This is a genomic window from Mycobacterium sp. 2YAF39 (genome assembly GCF_052114565.1).
Lineage (GTDB): Bacteria > Actinomycetota > Actinomycetes > Mycobacteriales > Mycobacteriaceae > Mycobacterium.
The window spans coordinates 930,180-954,440 of record NZ_JBFREZ010000001.1 but is presented as its reverse complement, the minus strand read 5'-3'; the positions used below and the strand labels follow the sequence as shown (position 1 = coordinate 954,440).

Genomic DNA, 24,261 nt, shown 5'->3' with positions numbered 1-24,261 from the left:
GTCTGCGACACCGAAACCGGCCGGCCAACCGCGAAATGACACTGGTGTGATTACACACTCGTTAGCTGCCGTGGTCAAGCGTTGGAACAGAAATTCATACCATTCCGTGACCCGAATGCGGCGCGTCGAGATATCGGCGTGTCTGTCACACGTTCGGCCACGTGTCCCCGCCGCGGCCCGACGGCCTAATGTCGGTCACTGTGAAGGTCACCGTTCTGGTCGGCGGCGTCGGCGGCGCGCGCTTCCTGCTTGGCGTCCAGCACCTGTTGGGGCTGGGCCAGTTCGAGGATTCTCAGAACCCCTCACCACACGAATTGACCGCCGTCGTCAACGTCGGAGACGACGCGTGGATGTTCGGCGTACGCATCTGTCCGGATCTCGATACCTGCATGTACACCCTCGGCGGCGGGATCGACCCGGAGCGCGGATGGGGTCATCGTGGTGAAACCTGGCATGCCAAGGAGGAACTCGCGGCCTACGGTGTGCAGCCTGATTGGTTCGGACTCGGCGACCGCGACCTCGCCACCCATCTCGTCCGCAGCCAGATGTTGCGTGCCGGATATCCGCTGTCACAGGTGACCCAAGCGTTGTGTGACCGATGGTCGCCGGGTGCGCGGCTACTGCCCGCAAGCGACGATCGCAGCGAAACCCATGTCGTCATCACCGATCCCGGTCCCGGTGAGTCGGCAGGCGAGAAGCGGGCGATCCACTTCCAGGAGTGGTGGGTGCGCTACCGCGCACAGGTACCGACACATAGTTTCGCGTTCGTCGGCGCCGATACGGCGGCCGCCGGTCCCGGTGTCGTCGAGTCCATCGAAACGGCTGACGTCGTGTTGGTGGCCCCGTCCAATCCCGTGGTGAGTATCGGGTCGATCCTCAACATCACCGGGATCCGCGGCGCGCTGCGTACGACGACGGCCCGCGTCATCGGCTACTCCCCCATCGTCGCCGGTAAGCCGTTGCGCGGCATGGCCGACGAATGCCTTTCGGTGATCGGGGTGGCGAGCACCTCCGAAGCGGTCGGCAGCCACTACGGCGCCCGCAGCGGAACCGGCATCCTGGACGGCTGGCTGGTACACGAGGGCGACCATGCAGAAATCGACGGCGTCGAGGTGCGTGCGGTGCCACTGCTGATGACCGATCCGGCGACGACGGCCGAAATGGTGCGCGCGGGCTTGGATCTCGCCGGGCTGAAACTGGACCCACCGCGATGACGGAGCACGGATCTGCCGCGGCCGTCGAAATGCTGCCTGTGCCAGGGCTTCCCGAGTTCCGCCCGGGTGACGATCTGGTCGCCGCCATCGTTACAGCGGCACCCTGGCTGCGAGACGATGACATTCTGGTGGTCACCAGCAAGGTGATTTCCAAGTGCGAGGGCCGCATCGTCGACGCACCCATCGATGCCGACGAGCGAGACAATCTGCGGCGCAAGCTCATCGATGCGGAGGCCGTGCGGGTACTGGCGCGCAAGGGCAAAACACTGATCACCGAGAACAAGATCGGCCTGGTGCAGGCCGCCGCAGGCGTGGATGGTTCGAACGTCGACTCCGCAGAGCTCGCGCTGCTGCCCACCGATCCCGATGGAAGTGCCGCGGCGCTTCGCGACGGCCTGCGCGAACGCCTCGGGGTGACCGTCGGGGTGGTGGTCACCGACACCATGGGCCGAGCGTGGCGCAACGGACAGACCGACGTCGCGATCGGCGCGGCGGGGTTGTCGGTGTTGCACGGCTACGAGGGGTCGGTGGACCGGCACGGCAACGAGTTGATCGTCACCGAGATCGCCGTCGCCGACGAGATCGCCGCCGCAGCCGACCTCGTCAAGGGCAAGCTGACCGACATCCCGGTCGCGGTGGTGCGCGGACTGTCCCTGCCGGACAACGGGACCAACGCCCGTCATCTGGTGCGGGCCGGTGACGAAGATCTGTTCTGGCTGGGCACCGAGGAGGCGATTGCGCTCGGCCGCAACCAGGCCCAGCTGTTGCGGCGGTCGGTGCGCACCTTCAACGGTGAGCATGTGGCGCCCGAGCTGATCGAATCCGCCGTCGCCGAAGCACTCACCGCACCCGCGCCGCACCACACCCGGCCGGTCCGGTTCGTGTGGATGCAGGATCCGGCCCGGCGGCTGGCGCTGCTCGACCGGATGAAGGCCAAGTGGCGCACGGACCTAAGCGGTGACGGCCGAACATCGGAGGCGATCGAACACCGCATCAGTCGTGGCACCATCCTTTACGACGCACCCGAACTCGTCATCCCGTTCATGGTGCCCGACGGCGCGCACAGTTATCCGGACGCCGAACGCACCGATGCGGAGCACACGATGTTCACCGTCGCGGTCGGGGCCGCCGTGCAGGCGCTGCTTGTCGCGCTCGCGGTGCGCGGTGTGGGCAGCTGCTGGATCGGGTCCACCATCTTCGCCGCCGATCTGGTGCGCGACGAGCTGGGCCTTCCCGCGGACTGGGAGCCGTTGGGCGCCATTGCGATCGGCTATCCCGAGGAACCGTCGGGGCCACGCGATCCGGTGTCGACGGATGACTTGCTGGTGCGAAGGTGAGCCTGCACGCCTCGGCGGTTGAAGTGTTGACCGAATGGCAGGCACCCGATCCCACGCAGGACACCCTGCGCTACGCCGTGCTCGCGTTTTTGGCCGCACGCCCCGATGGTTGCCTGCGCGCGTGCGAACCGGGTCATGTGACAGGTTCGGCACTGGTCGTCGATCACGCGGGAACTCATGCGCTGCTCACGCTGCACCCACGGTTCGGCCGATGGCTACAACTCGGCGGGCACTGCGAGGAGTCCGACGCCGACATCGTCGCCGCCGCACTGCGTGAGGCCACCGAGGAGTCGGGCATCGACGGCCTGACGATCGATCCGTCGCTGGCGGCGCTGCACGTCCACCCCGTCACGTGTTCCCTCGGTGTGCCGACCCGTCACCTCGACATGCAGTTCATCGTGCGCGCCCCGGCGGGTGCGGAGATCGTTCGCAGCGACGAGTCACTTGATCTGCGGTGGTGGCCCCTGGACGCGCTGCCCGACGATACGGACTTCGGCCTCACCCAACTCGCGGCGGCCGCCCGTAACCGGTGATTTCGGCGTGCACAGTCACGCTCAGCGTGACCAGCCACGCCGAAATCGCAACTCAGATGTCGGTGGAGTAGCGGATGCCGCCGTCGGGAATCGTGACACCCGGCCACACCCGTGCACCACGCAGCAGTTCGCAGCGCGCGCCGATGTCGGCGCCATCGCCGATCACCCCGTCGCGGATCAGCGCGCGCGGTCCGATGTGAGCGCCGAAGCCGATGATCGATCGCTCGATCACGGCGCCGGCCCCGACCTTGGCGCCGTCGAAGATCACCGCACCGTCCAGGCGTGCGCCGCCCGCGATCTCGGCGCCACGACCGACGACAGTGCCGCCGATCAACAGTGCGCCGGGCGCGACGCTCGCACCGTCGTGGACCAGCTCCTCGCCGCGGTGGCCCTTCAGCGCCGGTGACGGCGCGATACCGCGGACCAGATCGGCGGACCCGCGCACGAAGTCCTCGGGCGTGCCCATGTCCCGCCAATAGGTGGAGTCGACGTAACCGCACACCCGCAGGCCGTCGGACAGCAGCCCGGGGAACACTTCGCGTTCGACGGACAGTGCGCGTCCCTTCGGGATGCGATCGATCACCTCGCGCTTGAAGACATAGCACCCGGCGTTGATCTGGTCGGTCGGCGGGTCCTGAGTCTTCTCCAGGAATGCGGTGACCACACCGTCGGAATCGGTGGGCACACAACCGAACGCCCTGGGATCGCCGACCCGTACCAGGTGCAGGGTCACGTCGGCGTTGTTGTTCTCGTGGCTTTCCAGCAGCGCCCCGAGATCGGCACCGGACAGCACGTCGCCGTTGAAGACCAGCGCGGTGGGGTGCCGCAGCTTCGACGCCACATTCGCGATGCCGCCGCCCGTGCCGAGGGGCTCGGTCTCGACGACGTAGTCGATCTGTAGGCCCAGCTTGGATCCGTCGCCGAACTCGGATTCGAACACCGCGGCCTTGTAAGAGGTGCCCAGCACGACGTGCTCGATGCCGGCGTCGGCGATCCTCGACAACAAGTGAGTAAGGAACGGCAGGCCCGCTGTCGGCAGCATCGGTTTGGGGGCAGAGAGCGTCAACGGCCGCAGCCGGGTGCCCAAACCGCCCACCAATATGACGGCATCTACTTGTGCCGGGTTCATCCGCGCCGTCCTTTCGCCTGCTTTCGCCGGGCATTGCGGACCACCAGGCCCGCCCGTGTCACGAGAGCGGCCTTGATTGTCCACCGCAGCGGAGCCTGTGACCAGTGCGAATAGCGATCCGCCAGGAAAGTGTAGGTACTGGTGTGGTGGGCAGCCAAGTTGCGCGCCGGATCGCGCCCTGTCGTGTGGCCCTTGTCGTGCAAGATCTCGGCCGTCGGCACATAGACGTTCTGCCACCCGGCACAGCCCAGGCGATCCCCTAGGTCAACGTCCTCCATGTACATGAAGTAGCGCTCGTCGAATCCCGCCACCTCATCGAACGCTGCCCGCCGCAACAACAGGCACGAGCCCGACAGCCATCCGACGGGTCGTTCGCTGGGCACGAGCTTGGCCTGGCGGTAGGCCGCGGTCCACGGATTGGATCGCCACAGCGGTCCGACGACCGCGTGCATGCCGCCGCGGATCAGGCTGGGCAGGTGCCGCGCCGACGGGTAGACCGTGCCGTCCGGATCCCGGATCAGCGGCCCCAAGGCACCCGCCCGTGGCCAGCGGGCCGCCGCGTCGAGGAGGAGGTCGATGCTGCGCGGCCCCCACTGCACGTCGGGATTGGCAACGATGAAAAAATCCGAGATCGCTTCGGCTGCATCATCTTTCAAGAACTTGTCGACAGCGCGATTGACCGCAGTGCCGTAGCCCACATTGGCACCCGTGCGGAACAGTCGCACGTTGGGATAGTGCTCCAGCGCCTCTTCCGGCGTGCCATCGGTGGAGCCGTTGTCGCTCATGATGACCGTCACGGCCCGATCGGTGGCATGCGACAGCGACGCCAGGAACCGATTCAGATGTGGCCCCGGCGAATACGTCACCGTCACCACGACCAATTCGTCAGTCACGTAACGGCCACCAACTCGTCACTCACGGCGTAGAGGCTAATGGGCGTGCTTGGCGAGCGCGGCGGCCAGCGCCTCGCGCCACGGCCGCAGCGGGGTCAGCCCCGCCTCGGCGGACAACCGCGCGGACAACGCCGAGTACTCCGGGCGCGGTGCGGGCCGCGGATGCCGGTCGCTGCCGACCGGGCGCACCCGGGCAGGATCTGCGCCGACGCCCTCGAACACGGCCTGCGCCTGCTCGAAGCGGCTGGCCTCGCCGGCGTTGGCCGCATGCAGCACCGGCTCGCGGATGCTTCCTGCTGCCACCTCCAGCAGCGCACCCACCAGATCGGCGGCGTAGGTCGGCGAGCCGATCTGGTCGTCGACCACGTCCACTGTCTTGTCGCCGGCGGCCAGCCTGCGCATCACCGCGACGAAGTCGCCCCCGTCGCCGCCCTCGTAGATCCACGCAGTCCTGACTATGTGCGCGTCGGGCATGGCCGTGAGGACGGCGAACTCGCCCGCCAGTTTGGTGCGGCCGTACACCCCCACCGGCGCGGTCTCGTCATTGATCTCATACGGGGTGCGCTTGGGGCCGGAGAAGACGTAGTCGGTGGAGATGTGGATGAATTCGGCTCCCGCGCGCGCACAGGCCTGCGCGATATTGCCGGGACCCACGACGTTGACGGCGTGGGCACGTTCCTCGTCGGACTCGGCCGCGTCGACGGCCGTGTAGGCCGCGCAGTTGATCACCACGTCACCGGATTCGACGAATCGCTCAGCGGACGGTGCATCGGTGATGTCCCACTCAGACGACGTCAGCGCCAGCACGTCGCGCCCCTGCTTGCGTGCCTGATCAGCCAATTCAGTACCGACCATGCCACCGGCACCGGAGATAACGATTCGGGCAGACTCTCGAAAAGACATAGTGACGAGTCTGGCACGCCGACCCGCGCTCCCCACTCTGCGCCCTTTTCGCAAGTAGCCTGGGCTGATGCCCGCTCGCGTAATCCGTGTCATTGCCGTGTCAGTGGCGCTGGCGATCGTCGTCGGTACCGGTGTCGCCTGGGGCAAGATCCGGTCGTTCGAATCCGGCATCAACCACATTTCACCGATGTCTCTTGGCGGCGGCGGAGAAGACGGTGCGATCGACATCCTGCTGGTCGGCGTGGACAGCCGCACGGATGCGCACGGAAACCCCCTTTCCGAGGAGGAACTCGCGACGCTGCGGGCCGGCGACGACGAGGCGACCAACACCGACACCATCATCTTGGTGAGGATCCCGAACAACGGGGAGTCCGCCACCGCGATCTCGATCCCGCGCGACTCCTACGTCGAGGCGCCGGGAGCCGGGAAGATGAAGATCAACGGCGTCTACGGTTCGGCCCACTTCGAGAAGCTCGTCGAGCTCGTCGAACAAGACGGAATGGACAAGGCGCAGGCCGAGCCGCAGGCCGTCGAGGCAGGCCGCGAGGCACTGATCAAGACGGTGGCCAACCTGACCGGCGTCACCGTCGACCACTACGCCGAGATCGGGTTACTCGGATTCTCGCTCATCACCGATGCCTTGGGCGGCGTGGATGTGTGCCTGAAAAACGCTGTTTACGAACCGCTTTCAGGCGCCGACTTCCCCGCGGGCTGGCAGAAATTGAGCGGGCCCCAGGCGCTGAGCTTCGTTCGCCAGCGTCACGACCTGCCCCGCGGCGACCTCGACCGGGTGGTGCGTCAGCAGGCAGTGATGGCATCGCTTGCCCACGAAGTCATTTCGGGTAAGACGCTGTCCAGCCCGTCGACTCTGAACCGGCTTGAGGAAGCTGTGCAGCGGTCCGTGGTGCTCTCCGACGGTTGGAACGTCATGCAATTCGCGGAGCAGCTGCAGAAGCTCGCGGCGGGCAACGTCGCTTTCGCCACGATCCCCGTTCTCAAGGAGAACGGGTGGAGTGACGACGGAATGCAGAGCGTCGTGCGGGTCGACCCGACCGAGGTCAAGGACTGGGTCGCAGGACTGCTGCACGACCAGGACGAGGGCAAGACCGAGGAGCTCGCGTACACGCCGGAAAAGACGACCGCCGACGTCATCAACGCCACCGACATCAACGGGCTCGCCTCCGCGGTCTCACAGGTGCTGACCACCAAGGGCTTTGCCGCGGGCAGCACCGGCAATCTCGAGGACGCGTCGGTGACCAGCAGCCAGGTCCAGGCCGCCAAAGCCGATGACCTTGGCGCACAGGCGATCTCCGAGGATCTGGGTGGGCTGCCGATTGTCGAGGATGCATCGGTGGCCCCCGGGTCGGTGCGGGTCGTGCTGGCCACCGACTACACGGGTCCCGGCTCGGGTCTCGACGGTGCCGATCCGACGCTGTCCACCGCCGACCCCGTCGCAGCCGAGTCGACAGACGAGGCCCCACTGGCGCCGTCGCCGATCCTCACCGCCGGTTCCAACGACCCGGAGTGCGTCAACTAGACGTGCGCACACTCAGTTCGACGATCCTTGATCCGCTCATGGCGTCCGACCCTGCCGGGCCGCGGATCACCTATTACGACGACGCGACCGGTGAGCGGATCGAGTTGTCCACCGCCACACTCGTGAACTGGGCGGCCAAGACCGGCAATCTTCTGCGCGACGAGATGGGCGTCGGCCCGGGGAGCCGGGTCGCGGTGCTGTTACCGGCGCACTGGCAGACGGCATCGGTGTTGTTCGGCATCTGGTGGATCGGCGCAGAGGTCATCACCGGCGGACAAGCCGACGTCGCGTTGTGCACTGCCGAGCGACTCGGCGAAGCGGACGAGGCCGTCGGCGTCGGGGAGATCGCGGTGTTGTCGCTTGACCCGTTCGGCAAGCCGGTGCCCGATCTTCCTGTGGGCCTGACGGACTACGCCACCGCGGTGCGTGTGCACGGCGACCAGATCTCCCCCGAGCGCAATCCTGGCAACGCGCTGGATGGCCGGTCTGTCGACGACGTGCTCTCGGGCGCCCTGGCCTCCGCCGCCGCGCAGGGGCTCACGGCGGGCGACCGGGTGATGTCGACGGCCGACTGGACGAATGCGAACGATCTGACCGACAACATGCTGGCGCCCTTCGCGATCGGTGCGTCCCTCGTACAGGTGGCGAATCCGGACCCGTCCGCGATGGACCGTCGCAGGCAGACGGAGAAGATCACCCGGGACAACTCGTGAGTCCCACCGCCCGAACGCTCGAGGAGTTCACCACGTGCGGCGGTGTCTCAGCAGTATTCCGTGCCGGAGGTACGGGAGCCGGGCACCATTGGCAGCTGTTCGGCCAGAACGGGGCCCAACTGGCGCGCACGATGCGGGTGCACAACGGCGGCAAGATCGCGCAGATGTGGTGGAAGGCCGTCACCTATACCGGAATGGACGCCAAGAACGACATCCATGTCGAGCTGATCGGCGCCGACGGCAGTGCGCTGGCCCGCGCGAGTTCCAGCTACATGAAAGAAGCGGTCACCGTTTCCGACCCGACCGGCCGGCATTTGGGACACACGAAGCGGGACAAGAAGGTTGTCACCGTCTACGGGCCGGATGACGTCGCACTCGCAGAGTTCACCTGCGATGGGAAAGCGCCGTGGCCGGTACGAGGGCCGTCGGGCGACGACATCGGCGAGGTGCTCGCCGGCCAACCCGGCCCGTCGTTGTCGGCTCCCTTGTGGCAATGGGCGCTGGATACGCAGTGGGCGTTGAACACCACGACATACCGCCAAGCCATGCACCTTGGGCTCAGGCGCGTGACTCGGTATTCGTTCACACCGACGCGTCCCGTGGTCCCCATTTTGGCCTTGCTGCCGGTACTTTGCGGACTGAGCTACTAAACGCGCCGCAAAGTGCCACGCTGGGTTCGTGATCGGCCGACGGCAGTTCATGGTGCTGGGCGCTGTAGGCGTCGCCGGAGTGGCGGCCGCCTGCTCGCAGTCGCAACCACCGTCGGGCGAAGCCACAGCCCCTGACCTCACCCTGGCCGCCGGCGAGACGGACATCGACCTCGCCGGCGCCACCCTGAAGACCTGGGCGTACGGAAACGAGGTGCCCGCTAGGGAGATTCGCGTGCGCAAGGGTGACCGGCTGCGGGCGAACCTGTCCAACGCCATGCCGCAGGACGTCACCGTGCACTGGCACGGAATCGCCATCGTCAACGATATGGACGGGGTGCCGATCCTCACCCAGGACGCGGTGCGCAACGGGCAGACGTTCGCCTATGACTTCGTCGTACCGGACGCCGGAACGTACTGGTTTCATTCCCATGTCGGCACTCAACTCGACCGTGGGCTGTACGGTCCGTTGATCGTTGAGGACCCAGACGAGAAGGTCGACTACGACGGCGAACTCGTTGTCGTGCTCGATGATTGGATCGACGGCACCGGCACCGACCCCGACCAGGTGTTCGCCGACCTGCGCCGGACGGGCATGAAGCCGATGAAACCCGGCGGGCCTGGTGTGACGCCGACGAGCCCGCTCGGCGCGGACGGCGGCGACGTCACCTACCCGTACTTCATCATCAACGGCCGAGTCCCCGGCGATCCGCAGGTCGTCGATTACCGGATGGGCCAACGGATCCGGCTGCGCGTGATCAACGCGGGCTCGGACACCGCGTTCCGGGTGGCGGTGCCCGACACACCGATGCGGGTCATTCAAACCGACGGCTACCCGGTGGTGCCGGTGCAGGCGGACTCCGTGATCCTCGGCATGGGCGAACGCGTGGACGCGGTCATCACTATCAACGAGTCGCTGCCGCTGATCGCCGTACCCGAGGGCAAACAGGGCCACGCCCAACTGAACATGCGGGTCAACCACGCGCCCGCCGGGATGAACGTCGATGCGTTCGTCGCCTCGGTGCGCACCCAGGTGCCACTGAACACCGCAACGCTGTCACCGATTCCGGAGGTGACTCTGCCTGCACGGGCGCCCGATCAGTTGATCGACGCCCACCTGGCCGGACCGGTCAACGGTTACAACTGGCCGATCAACGGCAAGCTGTACAACCCGCCGCACGGAGGGGTGTCCGTCAGACCGAATCAGCGCGTCCGGATCCGCTACATCAACGACTCGATGATGTTTCACCCATTGCACCTGCACGGCCACACGTTCCAGGTGATGAACGGCGATATTCCTAAGGCGCGCAAGGACACTGTGCTGGTACCACCGATGCAGACTGTCGAGGTCGACTTCGACACGAACAACCCCGGGCGGTGGATCACCCACTGCCACAACACCTATCACCTTGAGGCAGGTATGGCGTTCTTCCTCGAATACGCTACTTGAGCAGCGCGCGCGACATCACGACGCGCTGAATCTGGTTGGTGCCCTCGTAAATCTGGGTGATCTTGGCATCGCGCATGAACCGCTCGACGGGGAAGTCCACCGTGTACCCGTAGCCGCCGAACAGCTGCACGGCGTCGGTGGTCACCGACATCGCGACGTCGGAGGCGTAGCACTTCGCGGCCGAGGAAATGAATCCGAGATCGGGTTCGCCACGCTCGGCGCGTGCCGCGGCGGTGTACACCATCAGCCGGGCAGCCTCGATCTTCATCGCCATATCGGCGAGCATGAACTGCACAGCCTGGAAGTCGGCGATGCGCTGACGGAACTGCTTGCGCTCCTTGGTGTATGCGATCGCCGCCTCGAGCGCGCCCTGGGCGATGCCGACGGCCTGCGCACCGATGGTCGGCCGGGTGTGGTCCAGCGTCGCCAGCGCGGTCTTGAAGCCGGTCCCCTCGTCGCCGATGATCCGGTCGCCCGGGATGCGGCAGTCCTCGAAGTACAACTCCGTCGTCGGTGAGCCCTTGATGCCCAACTTGCGCTCCTTGGCGCCGACGGCGAAACCCGGATCGTCCTTGTGCACGACGAACGCCGAAATACCGTTGGCGCCCTTGTCGGGGTCGGTCACCGCCATCACCGTGTACCAGGTGGAGTGCCCGCCGTTGGAGATCCAGCACTTGGCGCCGTTGAGCACCCAGTCGTCGCCGTCACGGCGCGCGCGGGTACGCATGGACGCCGCATCGCTGCCCGCCTCACGTTCCGAAAGCGCATACGACGCCGCCGCTTCGCCGGCGGCGATGCTGGGCAGCACCTGCTTCTTGAGCTCCTCGGAGCCGCGCAGCAGCAGGCCCATCGTGCCGAGCTTGTTGCAGATCGGGATCAGCGACGACGACGCACACACCCGCGCGACCTCTTCGATGACGATGCACGCCGCCACCGAGTCCCCACCTTGGCCGCCGTATTCCTCGGGGATGTGGATCGCGGCCATTCCGGCAGCGGTCAGCGCGGCCAGCGCCTCGTCGGTGTAGCGCGCCTTCTCGTCGACGTCCGCTGCGTGCGGCGCGATCTCCTTGTCACACAGGTCGCGCAGCACCGCGCGCAACTCGGTGTGCTCTTCAGAAAGCTTGAATGCGTCGAATGACGGGTTTGCGATGGCCATGGCAACTCCTTGCTACTCGTCGGTAACTTTACCGTCCCGGCGACGCCCCACCCCAATTGCGCAGCCTATGGCCCGAGCAGCCGTTGACGCAGCGCCGTGTCCTTCTGCAGCACCATGTCGGCGAGCTCACGCTGGAAATCCTCGACGCGCCCGCGCAGCGCGGTATCCGAGGAACCGAGAATCCGCACAGCCAGCAGTCCCGCGTTGCGGCCGCCGCCGATCGACACGGTGGCCACGGGCACACCGGCAGGCATCTGCACGATCGACAGCAACGAGTCGAGGCCGTCGAGTTTGGCCAGCGGCACCGGCACGCCGATGACGGGCAGCGGTGTCGCCGCGGCAACCATGCCGGGTAGGTGGGCGGCCCCGCCCGCACCGGCGATGATCACCTCGATACCGCGCGACGCCGCCGTCTTCGCGTAGTCGAGCATGCGATCGGGAGTGCGGTGCGCCGAGACGACTCCGACCTCGAACGGCACGTCGAACTCGGCCACCGCCTGCGCCGCGTCCTCCATCACCGACCAGTCGCTGTCACTGCCCATGATCACGCCGACGCGCGGCGTGCGGCTCTCAGTCATGCCCATTCCACCCGTCTGTCCATTCGGCGTGCGACAACCAGTGTGCGGCCCGCACCGCGCGTTCGCGCACATCCGCGACGTACGCCGCGTCGTCCGGCGACCCGCCTGCCGCGCCGAGCACGTTGACGTGGCCGATCTTTCGGCCGGGACGTTCACTCTTGCCGTACAGATGCACCTTGGCCTCCGGCATCCGCCCGAACAGATGATGCAGTCGCTCATCCATGCCCATCTTCGGGACATCTTGAGCACCAAGAACATTCGCCATGACAGTCACCGGCGCGATCGGCGACGTGTCCCCCAGCGGATAGTCGAGCACCGCGCGGATGTGCTGCTCGAACTGACTGGTGCGCGCACCGTCCATGCTCCAGTGGCCCGAATTGTGCGGCCGCATAGCCAATTCGTTGACCAACAACGATCCGTCGACGGTCTCGAACAATTCGACGGCCAGTACCCCGACCACACCGAGTTCGTGGGCCAGCCGCAACGCGAGACCCCCCGCAGCGCCGCCGAGTTCGTCGTCCAGGGTGGGGGCGGGCGCGAAAACCTCGACGCAGATGCCGTCGCGCTGCACGGTCTGCACCACCGGCCATGCCGCCCCCTGGCCGAACGGCGAACGCGCCACCAGCGCGGCGAGCTCGCGCCGCATCGCCACCTTCTCCTCAACGAGGATGTCGACGCCGGCCGCCAGATACTCGGCGGCGGCCTCGCGGGCGTGGGCGACGTCGCGTGCCAGCGTCACGCCACGTCCGTCGTAGCCGCCACGCACGGTCTTGATCACCAGCCCCGCGTCGGAACCCGCGGCGAACTCGTCCACGTCCGCGACAGACGTCACGGACGCGAAGCGCGGTACCGGCGCGCCGAGCGCCGCCAGTCGCCGCCGCATCACCAATTTGTCCTGGGCGTGGATCAGCGCCGACGGCGGCGGAGCGACGTTCACGCCTTCGTCGATCAGCTTCTCGAGCATCTCGGTCGGCACGTGTTCGTGGTCGAACGTCAGCGCGTCCGCGCCCACGGCCGCACGTCGCAATGCGTCGAGGTCATCGTGCGAGCCGATCACCACGTCGGGGGTCACCTGCGCGGCCGGATCCTGCGGTGAGGCGGCCAACACACGCAGCGTCTGCCCCAGCGCGATCGCAGCCTGATGGGTCATCCTGGCCAGCTGTCCGCCGCCGATCATGGTCACCACCGGGGGCGCACTCGGGTTGCGTGGCACGTGCCTATGTTGTCATGCGATGGACCCCGGGTTTACCGACGGTGACCTGCTCGGGTACGCGTGAGGTGGCCATTTTCCGTACACTGCCCTGTTGTGTCCTTCACTGATGCCACGATCGCGCGGCTACCCAGCCCGATCCGGCCTTACTTCGAACGGCACCATGAGCTGATCAAGTTCGCGATCGTCGGCGCCACCACCTTCGTCATCGACTCGGCGGTCTTCTTCACGCTGAAGCTCACGGTGCTGGAGCCCAAGCCTGTGACGGCGAAGATCATCGCGGGTGTCGTCGCGGTGATCGCGTCATACATCCTCAACCGCGAATGGAGCTTCCGCGACCGCGGCGGCCGGGAACGACATCACGAAGCGCTGATGTTCTTCGCGTTCAGCGCCGTGGGCGTGCTTCTCTCGATGGCGCCGCTGTGGTTCTCGAGCTACGTGCTGATGCTGCGTGTCCCCGAGGTCAGCCTGACGGTGGAGAACATCTCCGACTTCGTCGCCGCCTACGTCGTCGGCAACCTGCTGCAGATGGCCTTCCGCTTCTGGGCGTTCCGGCGCTGGGTGTTCCCCGACGAGTTCGGTCGCAACCCCGACAAGGCGCTGGAATCCGCTCTCACCGACGGCGGCATCGCCGAGGTCCTCGAGGATGTCCGCGACCCGGCTCTGCATCAGACCGGCGCCGACGGCACCGTCACGCCGCTGCGCAGGCCGACCCGGCGCGCGCGGCGACTGGATCAGCTCGGCGACTCCTCGGAACCCAGGGTGTCGAAGACTTCGTGATAGAGCAGCGAGTGGACCTGTTCCACTTGCGGGATGTCCTGAAATTCGAGGGGATCGTGCGACGCTGACTCGATGATCAGCGTGCCGGTGCGCAGCATGCGATCGAGCACACCGTGGCGGAATTCGACGCTGTTGATCCGCGCGAGTGGGATGTCGATACCCGAACGGGTCAGCAGCCCGTGCCGGAACATCACCCTACGGTCGGTGATGACGAAATGTGTTGTCCACCAGTTGAGGAACGGCCACACCGTCAACCACACGATGATGATCAACCAAACGACGGCGATGACGATCATCACGACGTTGACCGCGGTGTCGTCCCAGTCGGTGGTGTTGACGTAACCCGCTCCGAACGTAGCGACCGCGGTGGCAATTATCAGGACCAGAACCGGCCCGATCAGACGCTTCCAATGTGGGTGGCGGTGGATCACCACGTGCTCGCCGGCGGCCAACACTTTGTCTGGATATCCCATGGCGATGACCCTATGGGGTGTCAGCGGTCCGCGGGCCGCAAGTGGACGATGTCACCCGCGGCCACCGTCGTCGTCCTGCCGTCGGTGTCGATGGACAGCCGGCCCTGGTCATCGATGTCGCGTGCGACCCCGACGATCTCACGATCACCGGGCAGGATCGCGCGTACCGGCATGCCGAGGGTCAGGCTGCGGGCACGATAGTCGGCGATCAGTTCCGGGTCGGCACCGCCCGCGCTACGCCAAGCCGCGATGCGGCGACCCAACTCGCCGAGGAGCGCGACGATGATGCGCTCCCGATCCGGTGCGGTCACCCCGAGGCCGACAAGTGACGTGACGCCGGCGACGCCCACCTCGTCACCGGTGAGCGACACATTGAGGCCGATGCCGACGACGACCGCCCGCTGCCCGGCGGCGACCTCGGCGAGAATTCCCGCCAGCTTGCCGTCGCCGGCGAGCACGTCGTTGGGCCACTTCAATCCGGCGTCGGCGCCGAGGCCGGTCACCGTATCGACGATGGCGACACCGGTCGCCAGCGGAAGCCACCCCCAGGCGTCGGTGGGCACACCGTCGGCGTCGATCGCCACCGACATCGTGATCTGCGCGTATCGCGCCGCCGACCAGCTGCGCCCCTGCCTGCCGCGGCCCGCGGTCTGGTGTTCGGCGATGAGGACGGCACCCGCGATGGAGTCGCCGCGGTTGGCCCGCGCGATCAGGTCGGAGTTGGTGGAGCCGGTTTCGGCGACCACCTCGACCGATTGCCACACCGGGCCGCCGAGGATGCCGGCGCGCAACGCCGCTTCGTCGAGGGGAGCACGCTGTGGAGTCATCGGGGTTCACCCTAAAGCGTGTCGATGCGCGAGCCTGCCTAAGGAGATCTTAAGGACGTTCGTTAGCATCGACCCTCATGACGAGCGTTAGCGATCAGTCGGTCGAGCCCTCGGGCGAGCACGAAATCGACATCCACACCACCGCGGGCAAGCTGGCCGATCTGCGCAAGCGCGCCGAAGAGACGCTGCACCCGGTCGGCGAGGCGGCAGTCGAGAAGATTCACGCCAAGGGCAAGCTGACTGCCCGCGAGCGCATCCTCGCACTGCTGGACGAGGGCTCGTTCGTCGAACTCGACGCGTTGGCCCGGCACCGCAGCACGAACTTCGGCCTGGCCGAGAAGCGCCCGTTCGGTGACGGTGTGGTGACCGGCTACGGCACCATCGACGGCCGCGAGATATGCATCTTCAGCCAGGACGTCTCGGTGTTCGGCGGCAGCCTCGGCGAGGTCTACGGCGAGAAGATCGTCAAGGTTCAGGACCTCGCGATCAAGACGGGCCGACCGCTCATCGGCATCAACGACGGCGCAGGCGCGCGAATCCAAGAGGGCGTCGTATCACTCGGCCTGTACAGCAAGATCTTTCACAACAACATCATGGCGTCCGGGGTGATCCCGCAGATCTCGCTGATCATGGGCGCCGCAGCGGGCGGCCACGTGTACTCCCCCGCGCTGACCGACTTCGTCGTCATGGTCGACCAGACCAGCCAGATGTTCATCACCGGACCGGACGTCATCAAGACGGTCACCGGTGAGGACGTCACGATGGAGGAACTCGGCGGTGCGCACACGCACATGGCCAAGTCCGGCACAGCGCACTATGTCGCCACGGGCGAGCAGGACGCGTTCGACTACGTCCGCGAACTGCTGTCCTACCTGCCGGCCAACAACTACGCCGACCCGCCGCGCTACCCCGCGACGGTTCCGGCGGGCGCGATCGAGGACAACCTCACCGACGAGGACCTCGAACTGGACACGCTGATCCCCGATTCGCCGAACCAGCCCTACGACATGCACGAGGTCATCACCCGCATCCTCGATGACGACGAATTCCTCGAGGTGCAGCAGGGTTACGCGCAGAACATCGTCGTCGGGTTCGGCCGGATCGAAGGCCGCCCGGTGGGCATCGTGGCCAATCAGCCGACCCAGTTCGCCGGCTGCCTGGACATCAACGCCTCGGAGAAGGCCGCCCGGTTCATCCGCACCTGCGACTGCTTCAACGTCCCGATCGTGATGCTGGTCGACGTGCCGGGCTTCCTGCCGGGCACCGAACAGGAATACAACGGCATCATCCGCCGCGGCGCGAAGCTGCTCTACGCCTACGGCGAGGCCACGGTGGCCAAGATCACCGTGATCACCCGTAAGGCCTATGGCGGCGCGTACTGCGTCATGGGCTCCAAGGAGATGGGCGCCGACGTCAACGTGGCGTGGCCGACCGCGCAGATCGCAGTGATGGGCGCCGCAGGTGCGGTCGGGTTCGTCTACCGCCAGCAGCTGGGCCAGGCGGCCAAGAACGGCGACGACGTCGACGCACTGCGGCTGGAACTGCAGCAGACCTACGAGGACACCCTCGTCAATCCGTACATCGCCGCCGAACGTGGTTACGTCGACGCGGTGATCCCGCCGTCGCACACCCGCGGCTACGTCGCCACCGCGCTGCGCCTGCTCGAACGCAAGGTGACGCAGGTGCCGCCGAAGAAGCACGGGAACATACCGCTGTGAGCGAGGAGTCCACGGTGACTGAGGAAGCGCAGCCGCACCAGCCCGTCATTCAGGTCCTCAGGGGTAAGCCGACTCCTGAGGAGCTCGCTGCCGTGATCGCCGTGTTCGCAGCCGCTGCCGGCACGCCGGAGGAGCCGCGCGAGCAGGAAGAGAACCTGTGGGGCCATCCGGTGGACCGGCTGCGCTACTCGGTCTTCAGCTGGCAGAAGGTTTCCCTGCAGGAACGGACACACATGCGTCGTCGATGACGCGGTTCGTCCTCGCGTCAGCGTCGTCCGGTCGCCGTAAAGTGTTGCGCCAGGCCGGGATTGATCCACTTGTGATCGTGTCCGGTGTCGACGAGGACGCCGCCATGGCAACGTTGGACCCGTCGGCCACGCCCGGTGAGGTCACGACAGCGCTCGCATTGGCCAAGGCCGAGGCCGTTGCCGGAATTCTGGATGCCACCATCGCCGCCGATTGTGTTGTCGTCGGCTGCGATTCGATGCTGTACCGCGGCGGCGAATTGCGCGGCAAGCCCGCAACCACCGACGAGGCGCTGTTGGGGTGGCAGCAGATGGCGGGCAGCTCAGGTGAGCTCTACACCGGGCACAGCGTGATTCGGTTGCAGGACAACGCCGTAGCGTGGCGCGCCGCCGACGCCACCGTCACCACGGTCAGGTTCGGCGAACCCACCCCCGCCGATCTCGCCGCGTACGTGGGCAGCGGTGAGCCGACGGCCGTTGCGGGCGGATTCACACTCGACGGCCTTGGCGGATGGTTCGTCGACGGTGTCGACGGCGACCCGTCGGCGGTGATCGGCATCGGTCTGCCACTCATCCGGCGCCTGCTCGCGGATGGCGGCCTGTCGATTGCCGACCTCTGGTCCGCGAACCCGGTCCCCTAGCCGTCCTGGGTAGGCTCGGAGTCGTGCCGCTGCCTGCCGATCCCGCTCCCGCCCTGGCCGATTACGCCCATCCCGAACGCCTGGTCACCCCCGACTGGCTGTCGGGCAACCTGGGCCGGCCCGGGTTGGCCATCGTCGAATCCGACGAGGACGTGCTGCTCTACGACACCGGCCACATCCCTGGCGCCGTGAAGGTCGACTGGCACACCGACCTCAACGATCCTCACGTCCGTGACTACATCGACGGCGCGCAGTTCGCCGAGTTGATGGACCGCAAGGGCATCTCCCGCGACGACACCGTCGTGATCTACGGCGACAAGAGCAACTGGTGGGCGGCCTACGCGCTGTGGGTGTTCACGCTGTTCGGCCACCCCGACGTGCGACTGCTCGACGGCGGACGCAACCTGTGGATCTCCGACGGCCGCGATACGAACCTCGACGTACCGGCCAAGACGACCACCGGCTACCCCGTCGTCGAACGCGACGATGCGCCCATCCGCGCCTACAAAGAGGACGTCCTGGGGATCCTCGGCGCCCAGCCGCTGATCGACGTCCGTTCACCGCAGGAGTACACCGGCGAGCGGACCCACATGCCCGACTACCCCGAGGAGGGCGCGCTGCGCGGCGGACACATCCCGACCGCGAAGTCGATCCCGTGGGGTAAGGCGGCCAGGGACAACGGTCAGTTCCGCAGCCGGGCCGAACTCGACGAGCTGTACGGCTTCCTGTCCCCCGACGACAAGACCGTCGTGTACTGCCGCATCGGCGAGCGCAGCAGTCACACCTGGTTCGTGCTGACGCATCTGCTCGGCCGCGAGGGGGTGCGCAACTACGACGGCTCATGGACCGAATGGGGCAACGCCGTGCGCGTGCCCGTCGCCGTCGGGGAAGAGCCCGGCGAAGCGCCGTGAGCGACGCCTGCGAGCGAACGATGTGCCGATGAGCATGCCGGCCCCATTGGCCGAGGTGGTGTCCGACTTCAAGGACATGCAAGGGCAGGACAAACTGCAGCTGCTGCTGGAGTTCGCCGGCGAGCTGCCTGCACTGCCCGACGACCTCGAAGAGGCGGCGATGGAGCCGGTGCCCGAATGCCAGTCGCCGCTGTTTCTTCATGTCGACGCCACCGACCGCGACAACGTCCGGCTGTACTTCAGCGCGCCGGCGGAAGCGCCGACTACGCGGGGGTTCGCCGCGATCCTCGCCGCGGGTCTGGACGCACAATCCGCCGACGACATCCTCGCTGTGCCCGACGACTTCTACAGTGAGCTGGGGCTGGCGGCGCTGATCAGCCCGCTGCGCCTTCGCGGTATGTCGGCGATGCTCGCGCGCATCAAGCGCCACCTGCGCTGAGACCCGCGCCACACCGTGGGCCGGTTAACGGCACCGCTTCACCCCCGACCCGTCGGCGTCTCCTAAACTGCCTCCGATACATTCTTAAAGACGTTTCTTAAAAAACATGCCATCAGGAGGCGCAGTGGCCAGTCACGCCAGCTCAAAGATCTCCAAGGTGCTTGTCGCCAATCGCGGGGAGATCGCGGTCAGGGTGATCCGGGCAGCCAAGGACGCCGGGCTGGGAAGTGTGGCCGTGTACGCCGAGCCCGATGCCGACGCACCTCACGTGCGGCTCGCCGACGAGGCCTTCGCACTCGGTGGCCAGACGTCGGCAGAGTCCTACCTGGTGTTCGAGAAGATCCTGGAGGCCGCCGAGAAGTCCGGCGCCAACGCGATCCATCCCGGCTACGGATTCCTTTCGGAGAACGCCGACTTCGCCCAGGCCGTGCTTGACGCCGGGCTGATCTGGATCGGCCCCAGCCCGCAGTCCATCCGCGACCTCGGCGACAAGGTCACCGCACGGCACATCGCGGCCAAGGCCGACGCGCCGCTGGTGCCCGGCACGCCCGAGCCCGTCAAGGACGCCGAAGAGATCGTCGCGTTCGCCAAGGAGTACGGCGTCCCGATCGCCATCAAGGCGGCGTTCGGTGGCGGTGGCCGCGGCATGAAGGTGGCCCGCACGATCGAGGAGATCCCCGACCTCTTCGAGTCGGCCACCCGCGAGGCCGTCGCGGCGTTCGGTCGCGGCGAGTGCTTCGTCGAGCGCTACCTGGACAAGCCGCGTCACGTCGAGGCCCAGGTCATCGCCGATACGCACGGCAACGTCGTCGTCGCGGGCACCCGCGACTGCTCGCTGCAGCGCCGTTTCCAGAAGCTGGTCGAGGAGGCCCCGGCGCCGTTTCTGACCGACGCGCAGCGCAAGGAGATCCACGAGTCCGCCAAGCGCATCTGCAAGGAGGCCGGCTACTACGGCGCAGGCACCGTCGAGTACCTCGTCGGCCAGGACGGGCTGATCTCGTTCCTCGAGGTGAACACCCGCCTGCAGGTCGAGCACCCGGTCACCGAGGAGACCGCGGGCATCGACCTGGTGCGCCAGCAGTTCAAGATTGCGAACGGCGAGACCCTCGACATCACCGAGGACCCGACGCCGCGCGGCCACTCGTTCGAGTTCCGCATCAACGGCGAGGACGCGGGCCGCGGCTTCCTGCCCGCCCCCGGCCCCGTGACCCGGTACGACATCCCCACCGGGCCCGGCGTGCGCTTGGACTCGGGCGTCGAGGCCGGCTCGGTGATCGGCGGACAGTTCGACTCGATGCTGTCCAAGCTGATCGTCTCCGGCGCCACGCGCGAGGAAGCGCTGGCCCGTTCACGCCGCGCGCTGGCCGAGTTCCACGTCGAAGGCCTGGCGACGGTGATCCCGTTCCACCGCGCCGTGGTGGCCGATCCGGCGTTCATCGGCGACGGCGAGAAGTTCGACGTGCACACCCGCTGGATCGAGACCGAGTGGGACAACACCGTCGAACCGTTCACCGGCGGTGAAGCCATCGAAGAGGAAGACACCATTCCCCGGCAGTCGGTCGTCGTCGAGGTCGGCGGGCGCCGCCTCGAGGTGTCGCTGCCCGGCGACCTGGCAATCGGCGGTGGCGGCGCTCCCGCGGGCGGCGGCGTCGTGCGCAAGAAACCCAAGGCGCGCAAGCGTGGAGCGCAGGGCGGTGCGGCGGCATCCGGCGATTCGGTGACGGCCCCGATGCAGGGCACCGTGGTCAAGGTGGCCGTCGAGGAGGGCCAGGAGGTCGCCTCCGGTGACCTCGTCGTGGTCCTCGAGGCGATGAAGATGGAGAACCCCGTGACCGCGCACAAGGACGGCGTGATCACCGGCCTCGCGGTCGAGGCGGGTGCGGCCGTCACTCAGGGCACGGTGCTCGCCGAGATCAAGTAGGTCCCCTCAGCCGGGCGTGACGAGGCTGTCGCGCTGCAGCGGCGTGCCGAAGTAGCGGGCCTCGGGGTCGACGACGACGGTCTTCGTGTCGTCGCCCTGACGGGCCAGCGACTCGCGAGCCATCTGCTCGAACGGGATCTTGTCCGGCCCACCGATGTTCTCGACACCGTTGCGAGGCGCGGATACGGCCGCACGCGCGACGTCGGAGGCGACCTGGTCCGCCGCGATGGGCTGGATCAGCGCATCGGGAACGCGCACCTCGTCACCCACTGTCATCGATCCGGTGATGGCGTCGGTGAACTCGGCGAACTGCGTGGCACGCACGATCGTGTAGGGCACGCCGGATTCGGTGAGCACCTTCTCCTGGGCGACCTTGGCCCGCATGTAGCCACTGAGCGGAAGGCCGTCGGCGCCGACGATCGACAACACGACGTAGTGGCCGACGCCGGTGTTCTCCGCGGCGGCAACGAGATTCGTCGTCGCCTTGGTGAAGAACTCCATCACCGGGCCGTCTTCGAACGAGGGCGAATTCGTGACGTCGACGACCGCGTCGGCGCCCGCCAATGCCTCGTTCAACCCCTCGCCGGTGAGCACGTCGACACCCGAACTGCGCGCTGCGGCAACCACCTCGTGTCCGCCGGCCGTCAACAGACCGACCACTTTGGTGCCGATCAGACCGCTGGCACCGGTCACTGTGATCTTCATAGGCCATGCCTACCATCGACGTGTGGAGCCAGTCGAGATCAATGCAGGCGCTTGGTATCTGCGTGCTCTGCGGGACGACGAGCTGATCGACGACCGTCCAGCGCTGGCCGCGGTGGGTGAGTCCGACCCCGGCTACATCGCGCGGTGCAACACGCAGTGGGCAACCGAGACCGGCTACACGTGGGCGGTCTGTGAACCGACCACGGGCGAGATGCTGGCGGAGGTGAGCATCGATCCGGTGACGTCCACGTTGAGGACCAGAGCGCGCGACGGCCACGAGGACGCCGCCGCGGTCGCCGAGCAGTCGGTGCGCCGCTTCGCCACCGCGATGCTGGGGTTGACGATCACCTGACGCATCCGCCCGATTGCCGGCTCAGCCGGCGTCGATATCACGCCCGGTCGCCAGGTCGGCGCAATCCACCTCGACGACGTCGCGGCGAGCCGAGAGAAACGCCCGCGCACCCTCGTCGCCACGAAGTCCACGCAGCAGTTCGGGCCAGTGCCGGGCGGCCACCACGACCGGGTGGCCAGGCACGTGGCCGTAGACCGCCCTGGCAAGCCCTGAGGGCGACGACTGCGCAGCGGCCAGCACCCTTGCCACCACGTCGGCGCCCACATCGGGTGTGTCGACGGTGTGCAGCACCGCGAAGTCGGCCTCGATCGCGGACAGCCCTGCCCGCAGCGAGGCGGACAGCCCGTCCGACCAGTCGGTCGCGACGACGGCGCGGGCAGGCGCAGGCACATCGACGATCGCCGCACCCAATACGACGGCGACGTCGTCGCAACCTCCACGGCATAACGCGGCAATCGCTAGGGCCAGCCATTCGCCTTGTGCGGCAAGCGCTTTCGGCATACCGAACCGCGTGCCCGCCCCGGCGGCGAGCAGCACACCGGCGGCCGTTGGCGACATGCCACCAGTGTGGCCGCGAGCGGTGGCCCACACAACCCGACACACACTCCTGACCTGCAGTTAGCTCGGTTAACTGTCGTCAGGCAGCATTCAGGGGTAGGGTTCGATACAGGTTGAGGTAACAGCCAGCTGCAAACGTCATCGACGGGCAGGGCGGTCTGATCTCCCTGCAGCGAGGCTTTCAAAAACGCAGGGCCCAAATTTTGACGTGAGCCACAGTACGAATCAATGCATTCACCACTGATGGAGTCACAAATGTCCACCACACATACCCAGCCGGCTTCGCCGGAATCCCTGAACGAACGCGCCGAATCCAATATGGCGCATTTCGCCACCCGATGGTTGCCGCCGGACACCGCCGTGGTCACAGCGCACGGCGAGATCGACGCGGCCAACTCACAGGAGCTCGTCGACTACGCGCTGCGACACGACGCGCGCATCAACCGCTTGGTGCTCGATCTGAGCGGGGTCGATTTCTTTGGCACATCAGGCTTTTCGGCGCTGCACGCGCTGAACGTCCGCTGTGCCGGGGAATCCATCGCGTGGGCTTCGGTGCCCAGCGCCGCCGTGACGCGACTGCTGCGGATCTGCGACCCCGGTTCGACTCTGCCGTTCCACAGCGCCGTCGATACCGCGCTTTCTGCGGTGCGGGGCGAACCGCGGCGCCTACTGCAGCTGGTCCCGGAGGCGCGTTAGAGATTTCGCCAGCAGCCGGGACACGTGCATCTGCGAGATGCCCACCCGCTCGGCGATCTGGGTCTGCGTGAGCGATTCGAAGAATCGCAGCAGCAGCACCGTCCGTTCCCGCTCGGGCAACGCTGCGAGCAACGGCCGCAACGCTTCTCGGTTCTCTATCTGGTCGAGGCCAAGATCGACGTCACCGATCGTGTCGGCGATCGCCGGCGCGTCCTCGTTTCCTCCACCGCCACTGTCGATCGACAGCGTGTTGTAGGAACTGCCCGCCACCAGGCCCTCGACCACCTCGTCCCGGTCCATCTCGAGTTCAGCGGCCAGTTCCGAGGCGGTGGGAGCGCGGCCGAGTCGCTGGGAAAGCTCCGCGGTGGCGGCGCCCAGCCGCAGATGGAGTTCCTTGAGCCTGCGCGGCACTTTCACCGACCAGCTGTTGTCGCGAAAGTGCCGCCTGACCTCACCCATGATGGTCGGCACCGCGAAGGACACGAAGTCGGAACCGGCGTTCACATCGAAGCGGATCACCGCGTTCACCAGGCCCACGCGGGCGACCTGGACCAAGTCGTCGCGGGCTTCCCCGCGCCCGTCGAATCGGCGGGCGATGTGGTCAGCAAGCGGCAGACAGCGCTCGACGATACGGTCGCGCTGCCGCTGAAACGGCGCCGTGTTTTCGGGTATGCGCTCGAGTTCGCGGAACATGT

Annotated in this window: 27 protein-coding genes; 16 read left to right on the top strand and 11 right to left on the bottom strand. The window is 67.0% G+C overall.

Going from position 1 to position 24,261, the window contains the following annotated elements:
• The first annotated feature begins 200 nt into the window (after positions 1–200).
• Genes cofD through AB4Z42_RS04800 form a run of 3 tightly spaced genes read left to right on the top strand, consistent with a single transcriptional unit; the run spans position 201 to position 3,084 of the window.
• The gene (gene cofD, locus AB4Z42_RS04810) at positions 201–1,214 is read left to right on the top strand and encodes a 2-phospho-L-lactate transferase (protein ID WP_442007943.1); all 1,014 of its coding nucleotides are present in this window, start codon (positions 201–203) and stop codon (positions 1,212–1,214) included.
• Entirely contained in the window at positions 1,211–2,551 is a 1,341-nt protein-coding gene (locus AB4Z42_RS04805; RefSeq protein ID WP_442007942.1) for a coenzyme F420-0:L-glutamate ligase, read from the top strand. Before cofD ends, AB4Z42_RS04805 begins: the two co-directional genes overlap by 4 nt.
• Positions 2,548–3,084, top strand: coding sequence for an NUDIX hydrolase (locus AB4Z42_RS04800; RefSeq protein WP_442007941.1), 537 nt, complete (start codon positions 2,548–2,550; stop codon positions 3,082–3,084). The genes AB4Z42_RS04805 and AB4Z42_RS04800 overlap by 4 nt, the downstream gene beginning before the upstream one ends.
• Positions 3,085–3,136: 52 nt before the next feature.
• On the opposite strand, the gene AB4Z42_RS04795 is transcribed toward AB4Z42_RS04800, so the two are convergent.
• The 3 genes from AB4Z42_RS04795 to rfbD are packed head-to-tail and all read right to left on the bottom strand — an operon-like array spanning position 3,137 to position 6,009.
• Positions 3,137–4,213, bottom strand: a complete 1,077-nt coding sequence (locus AB4Z42_RS04795; protein ID WP_442007940.1) for a sugar phosphate nucleotidyltransferase — start codon at positions 4,211–4,213, stop codon at positions 3,137–3,139.
• On the bottom strand, positions 4,210–5,106 hold the full coding sequence (locus tag AB4Z42_RS04790; protein WP_442007939.1) for a glycosyltransferase family 2 protein: 897 nt from the start codon (positions 5,104–5,106) through the stop codon (positions 4,210–4,212). The genes AB4Z42_RS04795 and AB4Z42_RS04790 overlap by 4 nt, the downstream gene beginning before the upstream one ends.
• Before the next feature lie 36 nt (positions 5,107–5,142).
• The gene (rfbD, locus tag AB4Z42_RS04785; RefSeq protein ID WP_442007938.1) at positions 5,143–6,009 is read right to left on the bottom strand and encodes a dTDP-4-dehydrorhamnose reductase; all 867 of its coding nucleotides are present in this window, start codon (positions 6,007–6,009) and stop codon (positions 5,143–5,145) included.
• A 67-nt stretch (positions 6,010–6,076) separates the two neighbouring features.
• Here rfbD and AB4Z42_RS04780 point away from each other — a divergent pair, with 67 nt between their 5' ends.
• From AB4Z42_RS04780 to AB4Z42_RS04765, 4 genes are read left to right on the top strand one after another with little or no spacing between them, the layout of a single operon-like run.
• Positions 6,077–7,546, top strand: coding sequence for an LCP family protein (locus tag AB4Z42_RS04780; RefSeq protein WP_442007937.1), 1,470 nt, complete (start codon positions 6,077–6,079; stop codon positions 7,544–7,546).
• A gap of 38 nt (positions 7,547–7,584) precedes the next feature.
• Positions 7,585–8,259 carry a TIGR03089 family protein gene (locus tag AB4Z42_RS04775; RefSeq protein ID WP_442008119.1) on the top strand — a complete coding sequence of 225 codons (675 nt, stop codon included), beginning with the start codon at positions 7,585–7,587 and terminating at the stop codon, positions 8,257–8,259.
• Positions 8,256–8,909: a hypothetical protein gene (locus tag AB4Z42_RS04770; RefSeq protein WP_442007936.1), complete on the top strand. Its 654-nt coding sequence runs from the start codon at positions 8,256–8,258 to the stop codon at positions 8,907–8,909. Before AB4Z42_RS04775 ends, AB4Z42_RS04770 begins: the two co-directional genes overlap by 4 nt.
• Before the next feature lie 49 nt (positions 8,910–8,958).
• Complete coding sequence (locus AB4Z42_RS04765) at positions 8,959–10,356, top strand: multicopper oxidase family protein (RefSeq protein WP_442008118.1); 1,398 nt, start codon at positions 8,959–8,961, stop codon at positions 10,354–10,356.
• Here AB4Z42_RS04765 and AB4Z42_RS04760 read toward each other — a convergent pair.
• From AB4Z42_RS04760 to AB4Z42_RS04750, 3 genes are all read right to left on the bottom strand, one after another.
• A complete protein-coding gene (locus AB4Z42_RS04760; protein WP_442007935.1) occupies positions 10,349–11,512 on the bottom strand; it encodes an acyl-CoA dehydrogenase in 1,164 nt (387 codons plus the stop codon). The two genes, AB4Z42_RS04765 and AB4Z42_RS04760, sit on opposite strands and share 8 nt — an antisense overlap.
• Before the next feature lie 65 nt (positions 11,513–11,577).
• Entirely contained in the window at positions 11,578–12,090 is a 513-nt protein-coding gene (gene purE / locus AB4Z42_RS04755) for a 5-(carboxyamino)imidazole ribonucleotide mutase (RefSeq protein WP_442007934.1), read from the bottom strand.
• Positions 12,083–13,303 (bottom strand): 5-(carboxyamino)imidazole ribonucleotide synthase, encoded by a 1,221-nt coding sequence (locus AB4Z42_RS04750; protein WP_442007933.1) that lies wholly within the window; start codon positions 13,301–13,303, stop codon positions 12,083–12,085. Before AB4Z42_RS04750 ends, purE begins: the two co-directional genes overlap by 8 nt.
• A gap of 93 nt (positions 13,304–13,396) precedes the next feature.
• On the opposite strand from AB4Z42_RS04750, the gene AB4Z42_RS04745 reads away from it, so the two are divergent.
• On the top strand, positions 13,397–14,080 hold the full coding sequence (locus AB4Z42_RS04745; RefSeq protein WP_442007932.1) for a GtrA family protein: 684 nt from the start codon (positions 13,397–13,399) through the stop codon (positions 14,078–14,080).
• Here the strand turns inward: AB4Z42_RS04745 and AB4Z42_RS04740 are convergent.
• Positions 14,035–14,553, bottom strand: coding sequence for a PH domain-containing protein (locus AB4Z42_RS04740; protein ID WP_442007931.1), 519 nt, complete (start codon positions 14,551–14,553; stop codon positions 14,035–14,037). The two genes, AB4Z42_RS04745 and AB4Z42_RS04740, sit on opposite strands and share 46 nt — an antisense overlap.
• Before the next feature lie 20 nt (positions 14,554–14,573).
• Entirely contained in the window at positions 14,574–15,380 is an 807-nt protein-coding gene (locus tag AB4Z42_RS04735) for a biotin--[acetyl-CoA-carboxylase] ligase (RefSeq protein WP_442007930.1), read from the bottom strand.
• Positions 15,381–15,457: 77 nt separating this feature from the next.
• Between AB4Z42_RS04735 and AB4Z42_RS04730 the strand changes: the two genes are divergently transcribed.
• The 6 genes from AB4Z42_RS04730 to AB4Z42_RS04705 all read left to right on the top strand — a co-directional run bounded on the left by AB4Z42_RS04730 (position 15,458) and on the right by AB4Z42_RS04705 (position 21,255).
• Positions 15,458–17,098: an acyl-CoA carboxylase subunit beta gene (locus AB4Z42_RS04730; RefSeq protein WP_442007929.1), complete on the top strand. Its 1,641-nt coding sequence runs from the start codon at positions 15,458–15,460 to the stop codon at positions 17,096–17,098.
• A gap of 14 nt (positions 17,099–17,112) precedes the next feature.
• Positions 17,113–17,346 carry an acyl-CoA carboxylase subunit epsilon gene (locus tag AB4Z42_RS04725; protein ID WP_442007928.1) on the top strand — a complete coding sequence of 78 codons (234 nt, stop codon included), beginning with the start codon at positions 17,113–17,115 and terminating at the stop codon, positions 17,344–17,346.
• Positions 17,343–17,984, top strand: coding sequence for a nucleoside triphosphate pyrophosphatase (locus AB4Z42_RS04720; RefSeq protein WP_442007927.1), 642 nt, complete (start codon positions 17,343–17,345; stop codon positions 17,982–17,984). Before AB4Z42_RS04725 ends, AB4Z42_RS04720 begins: the two co-directional genes overlap by 4 nt.
• A 23-nt stretch (positions 17,985–18,007) precedes the next feature.
• Complete coding sequence (locus AB4Z42_RS04715; protein WP_442007926.1) at positions 18,008–18,895, top strand: sulfurtransferase; 888 nt, start codon at positions 18,008–18,010, stop codon at positions 18,893–18,895.
• A gap of 28 nt (positions 18,896–18,923) precedes the next feature.
• Positions 18,924–19,334: a SufE family protein gene (locus tag AB4Z42_RS04710; protein WP_442007925.1), complete on the top strand. Its 411-nt coding sequence runs from the start codon at positions 18,924–18,926 to the stop codon at positions 19,332–19,334.
• A gap of 124 nt (positions 19,335–19,458) precedes the next feature.
• Positions 19,459–21,255 carry an acetyl/propionyl/methylcrotonyl-CoA carboxylase subunit alpha gene (locus AB4Z42_RS04705; RefSeq protein ID WP_442007924.1) on the top strand — a complete coding sequence of 599 codons (1,797 nt, stop codon included), beginning with the start codon at positions 19,459–19,461 and terminating at the stop codon, positions 21,253–21,255.
• A 6-nt stretch (positions 21,256–21,261) separates the two neighbouring features.
• On the opposite strand, the gene AB4Z42_RS04700 is transcribed toward AB4Z42_RS04705, so the two are convergent.
• On the bottom strand, positions 21,262–21,960 hold the full coding sequence (locus AB4Z42_RS04700) for an SDR family oxidoreductase (protein WP_442007923.1): 699 nt from the start codon (positions 21,958–21,960) through the stop codon (positions 21,262–21,264).
• Between the two features lie 22 nt (positions 21,961–21,982).
• On the opposite strand from AB4Z42_RS04700, the gene AB4Z42_RS04695 reads away from it, so the two are divergent.
• A complete protein-coding gene (locus tag AB4Z42_RS04695; protein WP_442007922.1) occupies positions 21,983–22,312 on the top strand; it encodes a hypothetical protein in 330 nt (109 codons plus the stop codon).
• A gap of 21 nt (positions 22,313–22,333) precedes the next feature.
• Here AB4Z42_RS04695 and AB4Z42_RS04690 read toward each other — a convergent pair whose 3' ends face one another.
• Positions 22,334–22,870 (bottom strand): nucleotidyltransferase family protein, encoded by a 537-nt coding sequence (locus tag AB4Z42_RS04690; protein WP_442007921.1) that lies wholly within the window; start codon positions 22,868–22,870, stop codon positions 22,334–22,336.
• 255 nt (positions 22,871–23,125) lie between these two features.
• Between AB4Z42_RS04690 and AB4Z42_RS04685 the strand changes: the two genes are divergently transcribed.
• On the top strand, positions 23,126–23,566 hold the full coding sequence (locus AB4Z42_RS04685; RefSeq protein WP_442007920.1) for an STAS domain-containing protein: 441 nt from the start codon (positions 23,126–23,128) through the stop codon (positions 23,564–23,566).
• Here the strand turns inward: AB4Z42_RS04685 and AB4Z42_RS04680 are convergent.
• A complete protein-coding gene (locus AB4Z42_RS04680) occupies positions 23,537–24,259 on the bottom strand; it encodes an RNA polymerase sigma factor SigF (protein ID WP_442008117.1) in 723 nt (240 codons plus the stop codon). The two genes, AB4Z42_RS04685 and AB4Z42_RS04680, sit on opposite strands and share 30 nt — an antisense overlap.
• Between the last annotated feature and the right edge of the window lie 2 nt (positions 24,260–24,261).